Here is a 14,997-nt window from a genome sequence, read left to right as displayed (position 1 = left end):
CCTAGAATCCGAGGTACGCGTGCCGGAGCTGGTCGTCGTCGCGCAGCCGGGCGGCCGGCGCGGCCGTCACCACCCGCCCGAGCGACATGACGATGCCCTGGTCGGCGACTGACAACGCGGTGCGCACGTTCTGCTCGACGAGCAGCACGGTGAGCCCCCGTTCGTCGCGCAGCCGCCGCAGCAGCGCCATGATCTGCGCGGCCACCTTGGGCGCCAGCCCGAGCGACGGCTCGTCGAGCAGCAGCAGCCGGGGCCGGGCGATCAGCGCCCGGCCGATGGCGAGCATCTGCCGCTCGCCGCCGGAGAGCTGGTGCCCGGCGTGGTCGCGGCGGCGGGCCAGGGCGGGGAACAGCTCATACACCTCGTCGAGCGCGCGGCGGGCGTCGGCCCGGTCGCGCCGCCACAGCCCGCCCAGGCGCAGGTTCTCCGCCACTGTCAGCTCGGTGACCACGCCGCGCCCCTCCGGCACGTGCGCCAGGCCGCGTCGGACCAGGTGTTCCACCCGGACGCCGCGCAGGTCCTCGCCCGCGTACCGGACGCGGCCGCCGGTGGGCCGCAGCAGACCCGAGAGGGTACGCAGCAGCGTGGTCTTGCCCGCGCCGTTGGCGCCGAGGACGGCGGTTACGGTGCCGGCCGGGACGGTGAACGCGACGTCGCGCAGCACCGGCACGGGTCCGTAGCCGCAGCTGAGCGCCTCCACCTCCAGCACGGCTGTCACGACGCGCTCCCGGTCGGCTCGGCGGGCACGTCCGCGCCCAGGTACGCCTCGGTGACCCGGGGGTCGTCGCGGATGCGGTCCGGCGGCCCGGCCGCGATCACCTTGCCGAAGTCGAGCACCACCAGTTCCTGGCAGACGGACATGACCAGGTCCATGTGGTGCTCGACGAGCAGCACGGCACAGCCGTCCTCCCGGTCGGGCAGCGCGCGGACCAGGTCGGCCAGCTCGGCCACGTCGTCGGCGCCGAGACCGCCGGCCGGTTCGTCGAGCAGCAGCAGCCGGGGCCGGGCGATCAGCGCGCGGGCCAGCGCGACCCGCTTGCGCACCGGATAGGGCAGGGTGGCGGGCGCCGCGTCGGCGTACTTCTCGATGCCCAGCTCGGTGAGCAGGTCCAGGGCCCGGACGTGCAGCCGTCGCTCGTCCCGGTCGCTGCGGGGCAGGCCGAACAGCGCGGCGGCGAATCCGGCGCGGGCCGTGTGACTGGCGCCTGCGACCACGTTCTCCAGCACGCTCAGCCCGGCGAACAGGCCGACGCCCTGAAGCGTGCGGGCGATGCCGAGCCGGGTGAGGGCGTGCGGGCGGGGCCGGAACGACCGGCCGTCGAGGGTGAGTGAACCCTCGGTCGGCCGGACGAAGCCGCAGACCACGTTGAACAGCGTGGTCTTGCCGGCGCCGTTGGGGCCGATCACGCCGACGATCCGGCCGGGCGGCACCCGCAGCGAGACGTCGTCGAGGGCGACCAGGCCGCCGAAGCGTACGCCGACGTGGTGCAGCGCCAGGCCCGGTTCGTCGGCGGCTGTGGCCGGTGGGCTCATCGTCACCTCGTGCCGGTCGACGGAGCGCGGAAAAACTAATTACATCGGGAGTGTACTTTTCTCTGCCGCCGCGTCAATGCCCCGACGATCACCGCTCGCTTACGGGGGTTACCGCCCTCCTACGTGCACGGTCGGTGCGATCATCCCGGCATGCGGTCGCGGGCGCGGCGCAGGAACGTCTGCTCCGCCGCGTTGCCGGTGCCGGCGATCGCCGCGTCGTACGCGACCCGTGCCTGCTTCGGACGGTCCAGCCGGCGCAGCAGGTCGGCCCGGATCGCGTGCCACACGTGGTAACCGGCCAGGTCCAGACGCTCCACCTCGGCCAGTCCCGCCGCCGGTCCGCGTACCTCGGCCAGCGCGACCGCCCGGTTGAGCGCCACCACCGGCCCGGGCGCGACGGCGGCGAGCTGGTCGTAGAGCGCGAGGATCTGGGTCCAGTCGGTGACGGCGGCGGTGGGCGCGTCCGCGTGCACAGCGCCGATCGCGGCCTGGATCTGGTACGGCCCGGGCCGGTCCCGGCGCAGGCACCGGCGGACCAGGTTCTGTCCCTCCGCGATCAGCTCCCGGTCCCACCTGCCGCGGTCCTGCTCGGACAGCGACACCGGCACCCCGTCCGGGCCGGTCCGGGCGGCGCGGCGCGCCTCGGTGAGCAGCATCAGCGCGAGCAGGCCGAGCGCCTCCGGCTCGTCCGGCATCAGCGTCACCAGCAGGCGGCCCAGCCGGATCGCCTCGGCGCCCAGCTCGGCGCGGCCCAGCCGCTCCCCCGCGCTCGCCGTGTGCCCCTCGTTGAAGATCAGGTACACCACTGCCAGCACCCCGCGCAGCCGGTCCGGCAGGTCCGCGTCGCGCGGCACCCGGTACGGGATACCGGCGTCGCGGATCTTCGCCTTGGCCCGGACCAGGCGCTGCGACATGGTGGGCTCCGGCACCAGGAAGGCCCGCGCGATCTCGGCGGTGCTCAGGCCACCGAGCAGGCGAAGCGTCAACGCCACCCGGGCGGGAGCGGCGAGCGCCGGGTGGCAGCAGGTGAAGATCAGGCGCAGGCGGTCGTCGGGCACGGGCCCCTCCTCGGCGGGCGGGTCGGCGGCGTGCAGCAGGGCGGCCTCGGCGTGCCGGGCCGCCCGGGTCGCCTCGCGCCGCAACCTGTCGACCGCCCGGTTCCGGGCGGTGGTGATGATCCAGCCGGCCGGGCTGGGCGGCGGCCCGTCGGCGGCCCACCGCGACACGGCGACAGTGAACGCCTCCTGGACCGCCTCCTCGGCGAGGTCGATGTCGCCGAGGAGACGGACCAGGACGGCAACCGCGCGGCCGTACTCGGCCCGGAAGACGCGTTCGACGTCGGTCATCCCTCGCCCTGGAACGGGCGGACCTCGATCGGCAGCGTGGTGGCGAGGGCGTACCGGCGGCCCCAGTCCAGCGCGGCGTCCAGGTCGGGCGCCCGGATGATGGTGACGCCGCCCAGGTACTCCTTGCCCTCGGCGAACGGCCCGTCGGTGACCAGCACCTCGTCACCGGCCGGGCGCAGCACGGTGGCGGTCTGCGGGTCGTGCAGGCCGTTGCCGAACACCCAGCACCCCGCCTCCCGCAGGTCGCGGCCGATGGCCTCGACCTCGCGCATCACCCCGGCCAGGAACTCCGGGTCCGGGCGGCCCTCGCCGGCCGGCTGGTACATGCTGATCAGGTACTGCTTCATCGGCTTCTCCTCGTCACCGGACGGCCCCGCGCCGCCCTCTCACCCTCCACACGAACGACTGATGCCCGTTTCGACACGCCGGGCCGGGTGAATCCGGCCGGGAGCGGGGTACGCCGTCGCGTGCGCCGTCACCGGGTCGTCGTCGTGGGCGCCGGGTTCTCCGGTCTGGCCTGCGCGCTCGCGCTGGACGCGGCGGGCGCCGAGGTGCGGGTGCTGGAGGCCCGGGACCGGGTGGGCGGCCGGACGCTCAGCCGCCCGCTGCCCGGCGGCGGCTGGCTGGACCTCGGCGCGCAGTGGATCGGCCCGACCCAGGACCGGATGTACGCGCTCGTCGCCGCGTACGGCCTGACCACGTTCTCCTCCCCCGCGCACGGCGCGGCGGCGCTGCTGCTCGGCGGACGCCCGGCCACCGGCGAGCCGCCCGGGCTGTCCGCGCTGCTGGGCACGCTCGACGAGATGGCGGGCGGGCTCGACCCGGCCGCGCCGTGGCGGGCCGCCGAGGCGGCACGGTGGGACCGGATCACGTTCGGCGGCTGGCTCGACGCGAGCGCTGCCGACCCGGTCACCGCCGGGTACGCGGGCCGGATGCTCGCCGGTGGGCTGCTGGCCGCCTCACCGGACGAGGTCTCTCTGCTGCACATGCTGTTCTACCTGCGCAGCGGCGGCGGCACCGGGTCGCTGCTGCGCATGGCCGGTGGCGCCCAGCAGGACCGGCTGGTCGGCGGTCCGGCCGCGCTGGCCGAGCTGATGGCCGCCGCGCTGCCGCCGGGGAGCCTGTGCCTGCGCGCCCCGGTGGACGGCGTCGCGCAGGACGGCGACGGCGTGCGGGTGCGCGCCGGCGGCGAGACGTACCGCGGCGACGCGGTGGTGATCGCGCTGGCGCCGACGCTGGCCGGGCGGATCCGGTACGACCCGCCGCTGCCGCCGCTGCGCGACGGGCTGACCCAGCGGATGCCGATGGGTGTGGCGCTCAAGGTGCACGCGCTCTATCCGGAGCCGTTCTGGCGGGCCGACGGCCGCTCCGGCGTGTCCAGCACCGACACCGGGCCGCTCACCGAGACGGTGGACAACTCGCTGCCGGACGCGCCGGGCGGGGTGCTCACCGCGTTCAGCTACGGCGCGCAGGCCCGGGCGCTGCGCGGGCTACCGGAGGACGCGCGCCGGGACGCGCTGTGCGAGGCGCTCGCCGCGATCTTCGGCCCGGCCGCCGCGCGCCCCGACGACCTCGTCGAGTACGACTGGTCGGCCGACGAGTGGACGCGCGGCTGCTTCTGCGGCGTCCTGCCACCCGGCGCGTGGTGCGCGTACGGCCCGGAGCTGCGGACGCCAGTGGGCCGGGTGCACTGGGCCGGCACCGAGACCGCGACCCGGTGGAGCGGATACTTGGAGGGCGCGGTGACCGCCGGCGAGCGCGCCGCCGCCGAGGCGCTCGCCCAGCTCGGCTGAGCACCCTGTCCAGTGAGATTCTTCGATGGAGTCTATTGAAAAGTTTCTCCGCCCTGTGCCCTAATGACGACAGTTCCTTTCGTCATACTCCCGCCGCCGGAGCGCGGCAACCCCCAGGGAGGACAGATGCACAGTTCGATCCGATCGGCGCTGCGCGCGGCCGGAGCCGCGCTGCTCGCCACCGTCACCGTCGCCGCCGCGACCCTGTCCGGGGCGGCACCCGCCTCCGCCGCCCCGGCCGGACTGCCCGGCATGGACGTCTCCAGCCACCAGGGCAACGTGAACTGGTCCGGGGCGTGGGCCAACGGCGCCCGGTTCGCGTACGTCAAGGCGACCGAGGGCACGTACTACACCAACCCGTACTTCGCCCAGCAGTACAACGGCTCGTACAACGTCGGGATGATCCGCGGCTCGTACCACTTCGCCCGCCCCGACACCACGAGCGGCGCCACCCAGGCCAACTACTTCGTCGACCACGGCGGCGGCTGGTCGAAGGACGGGCGGACGCTGCCCGGCGCGCTGGACATCGAGTACAACCCGTACGGCGCGACCTGCTACGGCCTGAGCCAGGCGTCGATGCGCAGCTGGATCGCCTCGTTCGTCAACCAGTACTACGCCCGCACCGGCCGGTGGGCCACCATCTACACCACCACCGACTGGTGGAGCACCTGCACCGGCAACACCTCGCAGTTCGCCGCCAACAACCCACTGTGGATCGCCCGGTACGCAAGCAGCGTCGGCACGCTGCCCGCGGGCTGGGGCACGTACTCGTTCTGGCAGTGGTCGTCCTCCGGGGTCTTCCCCGGTGACCAGAACGTCTGGAACGGCTCGCTCGACCGGCTGCGCGTCCTGGCCTGCAACGGACCCTGCTGACCCCGGCCCGGGCGTGGCGGGCGGTGCCGGTCCCGCCACGCCCGGCGTACCGGCCGATCCGGCGCTCCCCTTCCGCGAGGAGGTTGCGATGTCCGTTCCCGTACCCCGGCGGACCGTGCTGCGCGGCGCGGTCCTGCTCGGCGCCGCCGCCGGCGTCGGCGCGCTGACCCAGATCGGCTCCGGCCCCGGCGCCCGGGCCGCCGCCACCCGGGTCGACCAGCCGACCATCGCCAACTGCGCGACCTGGGGCGCCCGCCCGCCCTCGTCGCCGGTGAGCGTGGTGACCAGCCGGCCCAACAAGATCATCGTCCATCACACGGCGTTCCCGAACACCACCGACTACAGCCTCGCCCAGGCGTACCGCAACTCCCGCGACATCCAGAACCTGCACATGGACGGCAACGGCTGGCTCGACTCCGGACAGCACTTCACCAACAGCCGGGGCGGCTACCTGACCGAGGGCCGGCACGGCAGCCTCTACGCGCTGCTGCACGGCCAGACGATGGTGCAGGGCGCGCACTGCGTCGGGCAGAACAGCCAGGCCATCGGCATCGAGAACGACGGCATCTACGTGGACGTGCAGCCGCCGCAGGCGCTCTGGAACAGCCTCGTCACGTTCTGCGCGTTCACCTGCCAGCAGTACGGCATCGCGCCCACCGAGATCTACGGGCACAAGGACTTCAACAACACGCAGTGCCCGGGGCTGCTGCACGACCGCCTGCCGGAGCTGCGCCGCACCGTCGCCGCCCGTCTCGGCGGCTGACCACGGGGGTACGCGGGGCGCCCGGGTGCGACGGGCGCCCCGCGTTGCGCGCGCCCACTGCGTCAGCGCTCACTGCGTCAGCGCTCGCTTATATAAGCTGGGTCTGATACAAAGGGTTCGTGCACGCCTTCGACGTTCTCGGCGACCCGGTCCGCCGCCGGATCCTGGAACTGCTCGCGGACGGCGAGCAACCCGCCGGCACGCTCGGCGAGACCGTGCGGCGCGAGTTCGGCATCAGCCAGCCCGCCGTCTCCCAGCACCTCAAGGTGCTGCGAGAGCACGGCTTCACCACTGTGCGCGCCGAGGGCACCCGCCGCCTCTACGCCGTGGATCCCGGCCCGCTGCGCGAGATAGACGCGTGGCTGGACGGGTTCCGCCGCTTCTGGACGCCGCCGCTGGCGGCGCTCGCCACCGAGCTGGCCCGGGGCCGCCGCGAACGACGGCTGCGCGAGGACACCACCGACGACGAGAGGACCGAACCATGATCGACGTGACCGGACAGATCAGCGCCGTCGAGCGCCGCATCGGCGACCGTACGCTCCCCGCCGGGCACGCGCGGGTGCTCACCATCGCCCAGACGTACGACGCGCTGGTGGCCGACGTCTTCGACGCGTGCACGAACCCGGAACGGATACCCCGCTGGTTCCTGCCGGTCTCCGGCGACCTGAGCCTCGGCGGCCGGTACCAGCTGGAGGGCAACGCGGGCGGCACCGTCGAACGCTGCGACCCGCCGCACGGCTTCGCCGCCACCTGGGAGTTCGGCGGCGAGGTGAGCTGGATCGAGGTACGGCTGCGCGAGGCGGGACCGGGGCGTACCCGCTTCGAGCTGGAACACGTCGCGCACGTCGACGACCAGCGGTGGGCCGAGTACGGTCCGGGCGCGGTCGGCATCGGCTGGGACCTGGCACTGGTCGGTCTGGCCTCCCACTTCGCCATCGACGGCACGGGCGTCGACCCGGCCGCCGCAGCCGACTGGATGGCCTCACCCGAGGGCCTGCGCTTCGTCACCGAGTCCAGCAGAAGCTGGACGACGGCAAGCATCGAGGCCGGCACTCCCACCGAGCAGGCACAAACCGCAGGCACCCGAGTAACCGCGTTCTACACAGGCGCCCCCACTCCCTGACCACCCCACCCCACCCCGTTCCCCGTCGATCTTGCACTTTGCGCCCGCAGAATGTCCGATACGCACGTTATGAAGGGCACCAAAGCGCAAGATCGACGATGAGGGCGGCTCAGGTCTTGGAGATCTTGGTAGGGAATGGCCCTCATGGGGGCCCGATCGCTCCAAGATCTCTCGGGATCTCGTGATGCGGGACGGCCTTCTCTGCAGTCAAGATGCGCGGGCCGCTCGGGCAGGCGAATGCGGCTCGACGTCGCGAGGCGCGCGTGGTCGGAATGTCGACGTGAGCGGACGAGCCGAGGCAGCGGGCGGGGAGGGCGGGGCCGGACGAAGATGTCCGTGGTGGACGGTGACGTCGGTGTGCCGTCCCCGGGGTGAAATGCGGCGGTGGGATGTCGGTGGGGTGGGGCAGACTGCGGGGCATGCCGATCCGCTCCGTCACCGACCTGACCACTGCGCTCGACGCGGGTCAGACGGTCAAGTACCTGCGCTTCTGGGGGCACCGGCCACGGCCTGACGGCAGCGTCGGCGCGAGCTGCCTGAGCCAGTGGTGGCCGGCGGCGTTCACAGTCGACGGCCGGGAGTTCGCCACCGCCGAGCACTGGATGATGTGGCACAAGGCCACGCTCTTCGGGGACCACGCGATCGCCGAGCGGGTGCTGGCCGCCGGGCATCCGCACCGGGCCAAGGCGCTCGGCCGGCAGGTCCGCGACTTCGACGAGGCGATCTGGACGGCCCGCCGCTACGAGATCGTGGTGGCCGGCAGCGTCGCCAAGTTCGGCCGGCACGAGCCGTTGCGGCGGTTCCTGCTCGGCACCGGCGACCGGGTGCTCGTCGAGGCCAGCCCGACCGACCGGATCTGGGGCATCGGCCTGACCGCCGACGATCCACGGGCTGCCGACCCGGCTACCTGGCGGGGCGACAACCTGCTCGGGTTCGCCCTGATGGAGGCGCGCGCCACGCTCGCCGGCCGAGGGGGTGACGCCTGACCCCGGGCCGGGGGTCCGGGTAACGTGCTGCGGCGTGACCGCGTACTCGCACTGCTCGTTCTGCGGCGCGGCCTACCCGGCGGACTCCGGGTGGCCGCGTGTCTGTTCCTCCTGCGGCGAGACGGTGTGGCGCAATCCGCTGCCGGTGGCGGTGGCGGTGCTGCCGGTCCGCACGCCGGAGGGGCTCGGCGTGGTGGTGGTACGCCGCGACATCGAACCGGCCCGGGGGCAGCTCGCGCTGCCGGGCGGCTTCATCGAGTACGGCGAGGAGTGGTCCGAGGCGCTCGTGCGTGAGCTGCGCGAGGAGACCGGGCTGCGGGCCGAGGCCGGCGAGGCGCGACTGTTCGCGGTGCACGGCGCTCCGGCGGGCGGCACCATGATGGTCTTCGGCGTGCTGCCCGAGCGGCCGCTCGGTGACCTGCCGCCGTCGGCGCCGACCGAGGATGCCACCGAGTGGCTGGTGCTCACCGATCCGGTCGAGCTGGCCTTCTCCACGCACACCCGGGTGCTGGCCGACTTCCTCGCCGAGCAACGCCCGATCTGACCGGAACCGGGGCCGCCCGATCTGACCGGAACCCGGGGGCCGCCCGATCTGACCGAGGCGACCCCGGGCAGCGCCCGGCCCTGACCGCGACGAATCCGGCAGCGCCGGACGGCCCGGCACGCTCCAGCCCGGAAACGGGCGCGGCGGGGTCAGACGCGGGCCGGGACCGGCTGGGGTGAGAACGGCACGGCGGCCGGCGCCTCGGTCTCCGGCTCGCCGGCCGGGTGCCGCCACAGCCCGCGCCGCCGCAGGATCGGCAGCACGCCCTCGCCGAACCAGTACGCCTCCTCCAGGTGCGGGTGGCCGGAGAGGATGAACTCGTCCAGACCGAGCGCGTGGTACTCGGCGATCCGGTCGGCGACCTCGGTGTGGCTGCCGACCAGCGCGGTGCCCGCGCCGCCGCGTACCAGGCCGAATCCGGCCCACAGGTTCGGCGAGACCTCCAGCCCGTCGCGGGAGCCGCCGTGCAGGTCGAGCATCCGCCGCTGCCCCTCGGACTCGCTGCGCCGCAGCCCTTCCTGCACGGCGCGCACGTCGGCCTCGGGGATGCCGTCGAGCAGCTTGCGCGCCTGGGCCCACGCCTCCTCGGCGGTGTCCCGGCTGATCACGTGCAGCCGGATGCCGTACCGCAGCTCGCGGCCGGCCTCGGCGGCGAGCCCGCGGATCCAGTCCAGCTTGCCGGCCACCTGCGCGGGCGGCTCGCCCCAGGTCAGGTACACGTCGCTGTGCCGTACCGCCACCGGCCCGGCCGCGCCGGACGAACCGCCGAAGTAGACCGGCGGCACCGGGTTGGGCACCCGGCCGAGCCGGGCTCCCTCGACCCGCACATGGGCGCCGTCGTGGTCGACCGTCTCGCCGCGCCACAGCGCCCGCACCACGTGCAGGAACTCGTCGGTACGCGCGTAGCGGGCGTCCTTGTCCAGGAAGTCGCCGTACGCGCGCTGCTCGGCGGACTCGCCGCCGGTGACCACGTTGAGCAGCAGCCGCCCGCCGGACAGGCGCTGGAACGTGGACGCCATCTGCGCGGCGAGGGTGGGTGAGAGCAGGCCGGGCCGGAACGCGACGAGGAACTTCAGCCGCTCGGTCACCTCGGTGAGCATGGCGGTGGTCAGCCAGGCGTCCTCGCACCAGGCGCCGGTCGGGGTGAGCGCCCCGGCGAAGCCGAGCTGCTCGGCGGTGCGGGCGATCTGCCCCAGGTACGCGACGCTGGCCGGTCGCGCGCCACCGGCCGTGCCGACCGGTACGCCGTGACCGCCGCCCACGATGTCCCGGCTGTCGCCGTAGGTCGGCAGGAACCAGTGGAAGGTGAGCGACATGGTGTACCTCCGGTGCGGGATCGGGCGGGTCGCCTCCTGAGTGGTGGGACGACCACGCCGACACACTACCCATAAAACCTATCGGGTTGGTAGGTTGCTGTCGCCCGCCGACGGCCGGGCCCATCCCTCCCCGAGGAGTCGCCATGCGTACCCCCATATCGCGCCGCCGGCCGGTGGCCGCGCTGCTCACCACCCTCGCGCTGCTCGCCGCGACGGCGCTGACGGCCTGCGGCGGCGAGGCGGCCGACGCCAGTGGCGGCGGCGACGGCCCGCTGCGGATCGGCTACCAGCGCTTCGGCGGGCTCAGCCTGGTCAAGGCGCGCGGCGACGCGAAGAACGTCACCTGGTCGCTGTTCGAGAGCGGCCCGGCCCTGACCGAGGCGCTCAAGGCCGGTTCGATCGACATCGGCCAGGTGGGCGAGGCGCCGCCGGTGTTCGCCGCCGCCGGGAAGATCCCGTTCTCCGTGGTCGGCACCTCCCAGCCGATCCCGCAGGGCGAGGCGGTTCTGGTCAAGGCGGACAGCCCGTATCGTGGATTCGCCGACCTGCGCGGGAAGACGGTAGCGCTGAACAAGGGCTCCAACGTGCACTGGCTGCTGGTGAAGCTGCTGGAGGCGAACCGGATGACGCTCGCCGACATCAAGGTGAAGTACCTCAAGCCCGCCGAGGGACGGCCCGCGTTCGACAACGGGCAGGTCGACGCGTGGATCATCTGGGATCCCTACTTCGCGCTGGCCGAGCAGCCCGGCGTACGGGTGCTCGCCGACGCGACCGGCCTGGCCGGCAACCGCGAGTACGTGCTGGCCGCGCCGGATGCGGTGAAGAACCGCACCGACGACGTACGGGCGTTCCTGGACACGTACCGGCAGACCACCGACTGGGGCATCGCCCACCCGGCCGAGCGGGCCGCCGTCCTCGCCCCGGAGCTGAAGATCCCGCTCGACGTGACCACCCGGGCGCTGGCCCGCAGCGCCAAGCCGCTCGCCCCGGTCACGCCGGAGATCGGCGCCGAGTTGCAGGCCATCGCGGACAGCTTCGTGGAGCTGAAGCTGGTGCCCGGACCGGTCGACATCGCCGGGCGGGTGGACGGCCGGTTCAACGAGGCGTTCCAGTGAGCGGTCCGGCGCTGGCCGAGGCGAGTCCTGCGGTCGTACCCGATCGGGTGACGTCGCGGCGGTCGCGGGCCCGCGCCCCGCGGCGGTGGCGGCGCACGGTGAGCCCGGTCGTGCTGGTCCTCGCCTGGGAGGCCGCCGCGCGGACCGGGCTGCTCGCGCCGGAGAAGCTGCCCGCGCCCAGCGCGGTGCTGGCGACCGGGTGGCGGCTGGCGAGCGACGGGACGCTCGGCGTGCACCTGCTCGACTCGCTCACCCGCGCCGCGCTCGGCCTGCTCATCGGCGGCGGCCTGGCGCTCGTGCTCGGCGCGGCGGCCGGGCTGCTGCGCCTCGGCGACGATCTGGTCGACCCGCCGGTGCAGATGGCCCGGATGCTGCCGCACCTGGGCCTGGTCCCGCTGCTGATCATCTGGGTGGGCATCGGCGAGTCGTTGAAAGTCACGCTCGTGGCGCTCGGCGCGTTCTTCCCGATCTACTTCAACACGTACGCCGGCATCCGCGACATCGACGAGCGGCTGGTGGAGGCGGCGCGCACCTGCGGACTCGGCGCGGCGGCCCGGCTGCGGCACGTGGTGCTGCCCGGCGCGCTGCCGGCGCTGTTCCTCGGGCTGCGGCTGGCCATCGGCGCGGCCTGGCTCAGCCTGGTCGTCGGCGAGCAGGTCAACGCGCAGACCGGCGTCGGCTTCCTGATGATGGAGGCGCGCGAGTTCAGCCAGACCGACGTGGTGGTGCTCGGCCTGCTCATCTACGCACTGCTGGGGCTGGCCTCCGACCTGCTCATCCGGTACGCGGAGAGGAGGACGCTGGCGTGGCGACGCGGACTGCGCGCGACCTGACCGGGCCGGTGCTCACCGCACGCGCGGTGACCCGGTCCTTCGGCCCGGCGGTGGTGCTGGCCGGGGTCGACCTGACCATCGGCGACGGCGAGACGGTGGCGCTGCTCGGCGGCAGCGGATCCGGCAAGAGCACGCTGCTGCGCGTACTCGCCGGGCTCGACGGCGACGCGGGCGGCGAGCACGTGCTGCACGGCACCGCCGCCGTGGTGTTCCAGGAGCACCGGCTGCTGCCGTGGAAGCGGGTGGCAGACAACGTGGCGCTCGGGCTGACCGGACCGGACGTGGGCGACCGGGTCGGCCGCGCGCTGGCCGAGGTGGGTCTCGCCGACCGGGGCCGGGCCTGGCCGGCCGAACTGTCCGGCGGGCAGGCTCAGCGGGTCGCGGTGGCCCGCGCGCTGGTCCGCGAACCGGACCTGCTGCTGCTGGACGAGCCGTTCGGCGCGCTGGACGCGCTGACCCGGCTGCGCATGCAGGGGCTGCTGCGGCGGCTGCGCGCCCAGCACGGCTTCGCCGCGCTGCTGATCACCCACGACGTGGAGGAGGCGCTGCTGCTGGCCGACCGCGTCCTGCTGCTCGACGACGGCGTGATCGCCGAAGAGGTGCCGGTACGCCTCGGCCCGTCCCCGAGCCCCGACGACCCGGCCCTCGGCGCGCTGCGCCGCCACCTGCTCGACCGCCTCGGCGTACCCGCCGGCTGACCGCGAGGGAGAACCCATGACCCGCTGGACACCCGACCCGACCTTCTACCCCTCCCCCGCGCTCGCCGCCACCGCGCCGGCCGAGAAACTCGCGTACGTCGCCGCGTTCGACCGCACCGGACAGCGCCCCGACGCCATCGCGGTGCTCGACACCGACCCGGACTCCGGCTCGTACGGCCGGGTGGTGGGCTGGACCGAGCTGCCGGACACCGGCGACGAGCTGCACCACTTCGGCTGGAACGCGTGCAGCAGCGCACTCTGCCCGACCGCGCCGCACCCGCACGTGGAGCGCCGCTACCTGATCGTGCCGGGCCTGCGCTCGTCCCGGATCCACGTGCTCGACACCAAGCCCGACCCGCGCCGCCCCGAGCTGGTCAAGGTGATCGGCGCGGAGGAACTCGGCAGGCGTGCCGGGTACTCCCGCCCGCACACGGTGCACTGCGGGCCGGACGGCATCTACGTCTCCGCGCTCGGCGGCGCCGACGGGCAGGAGGGGCCGGGCGGCATCGCCGTGCTCGACCACACCACGTTCGAGGTACGCGGCGCGTGGGAGGCCGACCGGGGGCCGCAGTTCCTGGCGTACGACTTCTGGTGGCACTACACGCAGGACGTGCTGGTCACCAGCGAGTGGGGCACGCCGTCGATGATCGAGGACGGCATCGTCGGTGAGCTGCTGCTGGGCCGCCGGTACGGGCACGCGATCCACTTCTGGGACCTGGCGAGGCGCCGGCACGTGCAGCGCGTCGACCTCGGCGACCAGTACCAGATGCCGCTGGAGCTGCGTCCCGCGCACGACCCGACGAAGTCGTACGGCTTCGTCGGCGTGGTGATCAGCGTCGAGGACCTGTCCGCGTCGATCTGGCTGTGGCACCGCGACGGCGACGCCTGGGCGGTCACCAAGGTGATCGACATCCCCGCCGAGCCGGCCGACCCGGCCGACCTGCCGGAGCTGCTCAAGCCGTTCGGGGCGGTGCCGCCGCTGGTCACCGACATCGACCTGTCCGTTGACGACAGGTTCCTGCACGTCTCCTGCTGGGGCACCGGCGAACTGATCCGCTACGACGTCAGCGACCCGTTCCACCCGGTACGCGTCGGCTCGGTACGCCTCGGCGGCATCGTCAACCGCACCCCGCACCCGGCGTTCCCGGACGAGCCGCTGGCCGGCGGGCCGCAGATGGTCGAGATCAGCCGCGACGGCCGCCGCGTCTACGTCAGCAACTCGCTCTACGGCGCCTGGGACGACCAGTTCTACCCCGACGGGGTGGGCGCCTGGGTGGCGAAGCTCGACGTCGACCCGGAGCACGGCGGCCTCGTGCCGGACCCGAGGTTCTTCCCGCGCGGCGAGGAGTTCCGCGGCCTGCGCGTACACCAGACCCGGTTGCAGGGCGGCGACGCCTCGTCCGACTCGTACTGCTTCCCGTGACCGGCGCGACCTGGGCGGTGCTGGCCGGCCTCGGCGCGTTCCACGGCCTGAACCCGGCGATGGGGTGGCTGTTCGCGGTGGCCCGGGGCCTGCAGGAGCGCCGCCGGGCCGCGCTGCTGGCGGCGCTGCCGCCGATCGCGGCCGGTCACCTGGCGTCGGTGGCGGTGGTCGCCGCGCTGGTCAGCGCCACCCGGTCGGTGACGGCGAGCACCCTGGTCGCGGTGACCGGCGGGGTGCTGCTGGTCGGGTTCGGGCTGTGGCGGCTGCTGTCCGAGCGGCACTTCCGGTGGGCCGGGATGCGGCTGTCGGCGGCGCAGCTCACCGCCTGGTCGTTCCTGATGTCCGCGGCGCACGGCGCGGGCCTGATGCTGCTGCCGGTGCTGCTCGCCGAACCGGCGGCCGGCGCCGGCCCGCACGCCGGGCACCTCGCCGCCGCGCCGGCCGGCGCGCTGACCGGCCTGCTCGCCGCCGCCGTGCACACAGTCGCCATGCTCGCCGTCGCGCTGGTCGTGGCCCTGCTGGTGTACGAGGTGCTCGGCGTCGGTGTGCTCCGCCGGGCCTGGTTCAACGTCGACCGACTGTGGGCCGGTGTGCTCGTGGCGGCCGGCGTGGTGACGCTGATCGGCGCCGCGTGAGGTCGCCGCCACCTGC

Annotated in this window: 17 protein-coding genes; 12 read left to right on the top strand and 5 right to left on the bottom strand. The window is 74.0% G+C overall.

The window, feature by feature from the left end; all coding sequences use genetic code 11:
• Position 1 precedes the first annotated feature (1 nt).
• The 4 genes from IF06_RS0102185 to IF06_RS0102170 all read right to left on the bottom strand — a co-directional run bounded on the left by IF06_RS0102185 (position 2) and on the right by IF06_RS0102170 (position 3,226).
• Positions 2-718, bottom strand: coding sequence for an ABC transporter ATP-binding protein (locus tag IF06_RS0102185; protein WP_013286723.1), 717 nt, complete (start codon positions 716-718; stop codon positions 2-4).
• Positions 715-1,533 (bottom strand): ABC transporter ATP-binding protein, encoded by an 819-nt coding sequence (locus IF06_RS0102180; protein ID WP_030268592.1) that lies wholly within the window; start codon positions 1,531-1,533, stop codon positions 715-717. The genes IF06_RS0102185 and IF06_RS0102180 overlap by 4 nt, the downstream gene beginning before the upstream one ends.
• A 140-nt stretch (positions 1,534-1,673) precedes the next feature.
• Positions 1,674-2,879 (bottom strand): RNA polymerase sigma factor, encoded by a 1,206-nt coding sequence (locus tag IF06_RS0102175; RefSeq protein ID WP_030268590.1) that lies wholly within the window; start codon positions 2,877-2,879, stop codon positions 1,674-1,676.
• Positions 2,876-3,226 (bottom strand): YciI family protein, encoded by a 351-nt coding sequence (locus IF06_RS0102170; protein WP_013286726.1) that lies wholly within the window; start codon positions 3,224-3,226, stop codon positions 2,876-2,878. The genes IF06_RS0102175 and IF06_RS0102170 overlap by 4 nt, the downstream gene beginning before the upstream one ends.
• Here IF06_RS0102170 and IF06_RS0102165 point away from each other — a divergent pair.
• The 7 genes from IF06_RS0102165 (at position 3,197) to IF06_RS0102135 (ending at position 8,961) form a co-directional block, all read left to right on the top strand.
• Positions 3,197-4,672, top strand: coding sequence for an NAD(P)/FAD-dependent oxidoreductase (locus IF06_RS0102165; protein ID WP_332258924.1), 1,476 nt, complete (start codon positions 3,197-3,199; stop codon positions 4,670-4,672). The two genes, IF06_RS0102170 and IF06_RS0102165, sit on opposite strands and share 30 nt — an antisense overlap.
• A gap of 126 nt (positions 4,673-4,798) precedes the next feature.
• On the top strand, positions 4,799-5,545 hold the full coding sequence (locus tag IF06_RS0102160) for a lysozyme (protein WP_030268587.1): 747 nt from the start codon (positions 4,799-4,801) through the stop codon (positions 5,543-5,545).
• Positions 5,546-5,633: 88 nt separating this feature from the next.
• Complete coding sequence (locus IF06_RS0102155) at positions 5,634-6,308, top strand: peptidoglycan recognition family protein (RefSeq protein ID WP_013286729.1); 675 nt, start codon at positions 5,634-5,636, stop codon at positions 6,306-6,308.
• A 119-nt stretch (positions 6,309-6,427) separates the two neighbouring features.
• Positions 6,428-6,793 carry an ArsR/SmtB family transcription factor gene (locus tag IF06_RS0102150; protein ID WP_030268584.1) on the top strand — a complete coding sequence of 122 codons (366 nt, stop codon included), beginning with the start codon at positions 6,428-6,430 and terminating at the stop codon, positions 6,791-6,793.
• Positions 6,790-7,431: an SRPBCC family protein gene (locus IF06_RS0102145; RefSeq protein ID WP_030268582.1), complete on the top strand. Its 642-nt coding sequence runs from the start codon at positions 6,790-6,792 to the stop codon at positions 7,429-7,431. The genes IF06_RS0102150 and IF06_RS0102145 overlap by 4 nt, the downstream gene beginning before the upstream one ends.
• A gap of 389 nt (positions 7,432-7,820) precedes the next feature.
• Positions 7,821-8,417 (top strand): NADAR family protein, encoded by a 597-nt coding sequence (locus IF06_RS0102140; protein ID WP_030268580.1) that lies wholly within the window; start codon positions 7,821-7,823, stop codon positions 8,415-8,417.
• Between the two features lie 34 nt (positions 8,418-8,451).
• On the top strand, positions 8,452-8,961 hold the full coding sequence (locus IF06_RS0102135) for an NUDIX domain-containing protein (protein WP_030268578.1): 510 nt from the start codon (positions 8,452-8,454) through the stop codon (positions 8,959-8,961).
• A 149-nt stretch (positions 8,962-9,110) separates the two neighbouring features.
• Here IF06_RS0102135 and IF06_RS0102130 read toward each other — a convergent pair whose 3' ends face one another.
• Positions 9,111-10,277, bottom strand: coding sequence for an LLM class flavin-dependent oxidoreductase (locus IF06_RS0102130; RefSeq protein ID WP_030268576.1), 1,167 nt, complete (start codon positions 10,275-10,277; stop codon positions 9,111-9,113).
• A 143-nt stretch (positions 10,278-10,420) separates the two neighbouring features.
• Here IF06_RS0102130 and IF06_RS0102125 point away from each other — a divergent pair, with 143 nt between their 5' ends.
• The 5 genes from IF06_RS0102125 to IF06_RS0102105 are packed head-to-tail and all read left to right on the top strand — an operon-like array spanning position 10,421 to position 14,981.
• Positions 10,421-11,392: a sulfonate ABC transporter substrate-binding protein gene (locus tag IF06_RS0102125; RefSeq protein ID WP_030268574.1), complete on the top strand. Its 972-nt coding sequence runs from the start codon at positions 10,421-10,423 to the stop codon at positions 11,390-11,392.
• Positions 11,389-12,225 (top strand): ABC transporter permease, encoded by an 837-nt coding sequence (locus IF06_RS0102120; protein ID WP_030268572.1) that lies wholly within the window; start codon positions 11,389-11,391, stop codon positions 12,223-12,225. The genes IF06_RS0102125 and IF06_RS0102120 overlap by 4 nt, the downstream gene beginning before the upstream one ends.
• Positions 12,198-12,923, top strand: coding sequence for an ABC transporter ATP-binding protein (locus tag IF06_RS0102115; protein WP_030268569.1), 726 nt, complete (start codon positions 12,198-12,200; stop codon positions 12,921-12,923). The genes IF06_RS0102120 and IF06_RS0102115 overlap by 28 nt, the downstream gene beginning before the upstream one ends.
• A 16-nt stretch (positions 12,924-12,939) precedes the next feature.
• Positions 12,940-14,346: a selenium-binding family protein gene (locus tag IF06_RS0102110; protein WP_030268567.1), complete on the top strand. Its 1,407-nt coding sequence runs from the start codon at positions 12,940-12,942 to the stop codon at positions 14,344-14,346.
• A complete protein-coding gene (locus IF06_RS0102105) occupies positions 14,343-14,981 on the top strand; it encodes a hypothetical protein (protein WP_030268565.1) in 639 nt (212 codons plus the stop codon). Before IF06_RS0102110 ends, IF06_RS0102105 begins: the two co-directional genes overlap by 4 nt.
• Positions 14,982-14,997: the final 16 nt, after the last annotated feature.

It is taken from the genome of Micromonospora globosa, from assembly GCF_000717585.1.
GTDB classification, from domain to species: Bacteria; Actinomycetota; Actinomycetes; order Mycobacteriales; family Micromonosporaceae; genus Micromonospora; species Micromonospora aurantiaca.
Note: the sequence above shows the minus strand (reverse complement) of the source record. Positions and strands in the feature narration are given on the sequence as shown.

Bases quoted from the DNA above. Each gene is read 5' to 3' on its own strand.
- IF06_RS0102170 (WP_013286726.1), bottom strand. From the start codon at position 3,226: ATGAAGCAGTACCTGATCAGCATGTACCAGCCGGCCGGCGAGGGCCGC.
- IF06_RS0102110 (WP_030268567.1), top strand. From the start codon at position 12,940: ATGACCCGCTGGACACCCGACCCGACCTTCTACCCCTCCCCCGCGCTC.
- IF06_RS0102180 (WP_030268592.1), bottom strand. From the start codon at position 1,533: ATGAGCCCACCGGCCACAGCCGCCGACGAACCGGGCCTGGCGCTGCAC.
- IF06_RS0102160 (WP_030268587.1), top strand. From the start codon at position 4,799: ATGCACAGTTCGATCCGATCGGCGCTGCGCGCGGCCGGAGCCGCGCTG.
- IF06_RS0102145 (WP_030268582.1), top strand. From the start codon at position 6,790: ATGATCGACGTGACCGGACAGATCAGCGCCGTCGAGCGCCGCATCGGC.
- IF06_RS0102140 (WP_030268580.1), top strand. From the start codon at position 7,821: ATGTCGGTGGGGTGGGGCAGACTGCGGGGCATGCCGATCCGCTCCGTC.
- IF06_RS0102130 (WP_030268576.1), bottom strand. From the start codon at position 10,277: ATGTCGCTCACCTTCCACTGGTTCCTGCCGACCTACGGCGACAGCCGG.
- IF06_RS0102125 (WP_030268574.1), top strand. From the start codon at position 10,421: ATGCGTACCCCCATATCGCGCCGCCGGCCGGTGGCCGCGCTGCTCACC.
- IF06_RS0102155 (WP_013286729.1), top strand. From the start codon at position 5,634: ATGTCCGTTCCCGTACCCCGGCGGACCGTGCTGCGCGGCGCGGTCCTG.
- IF06_RS0102175 (WP_030268590.1), bottom strand. From the start codon at position 2,879: ATGACCGACGTCGAACGCGTCTTCCGGGCCGAGTACGGCCGCGCGGTT.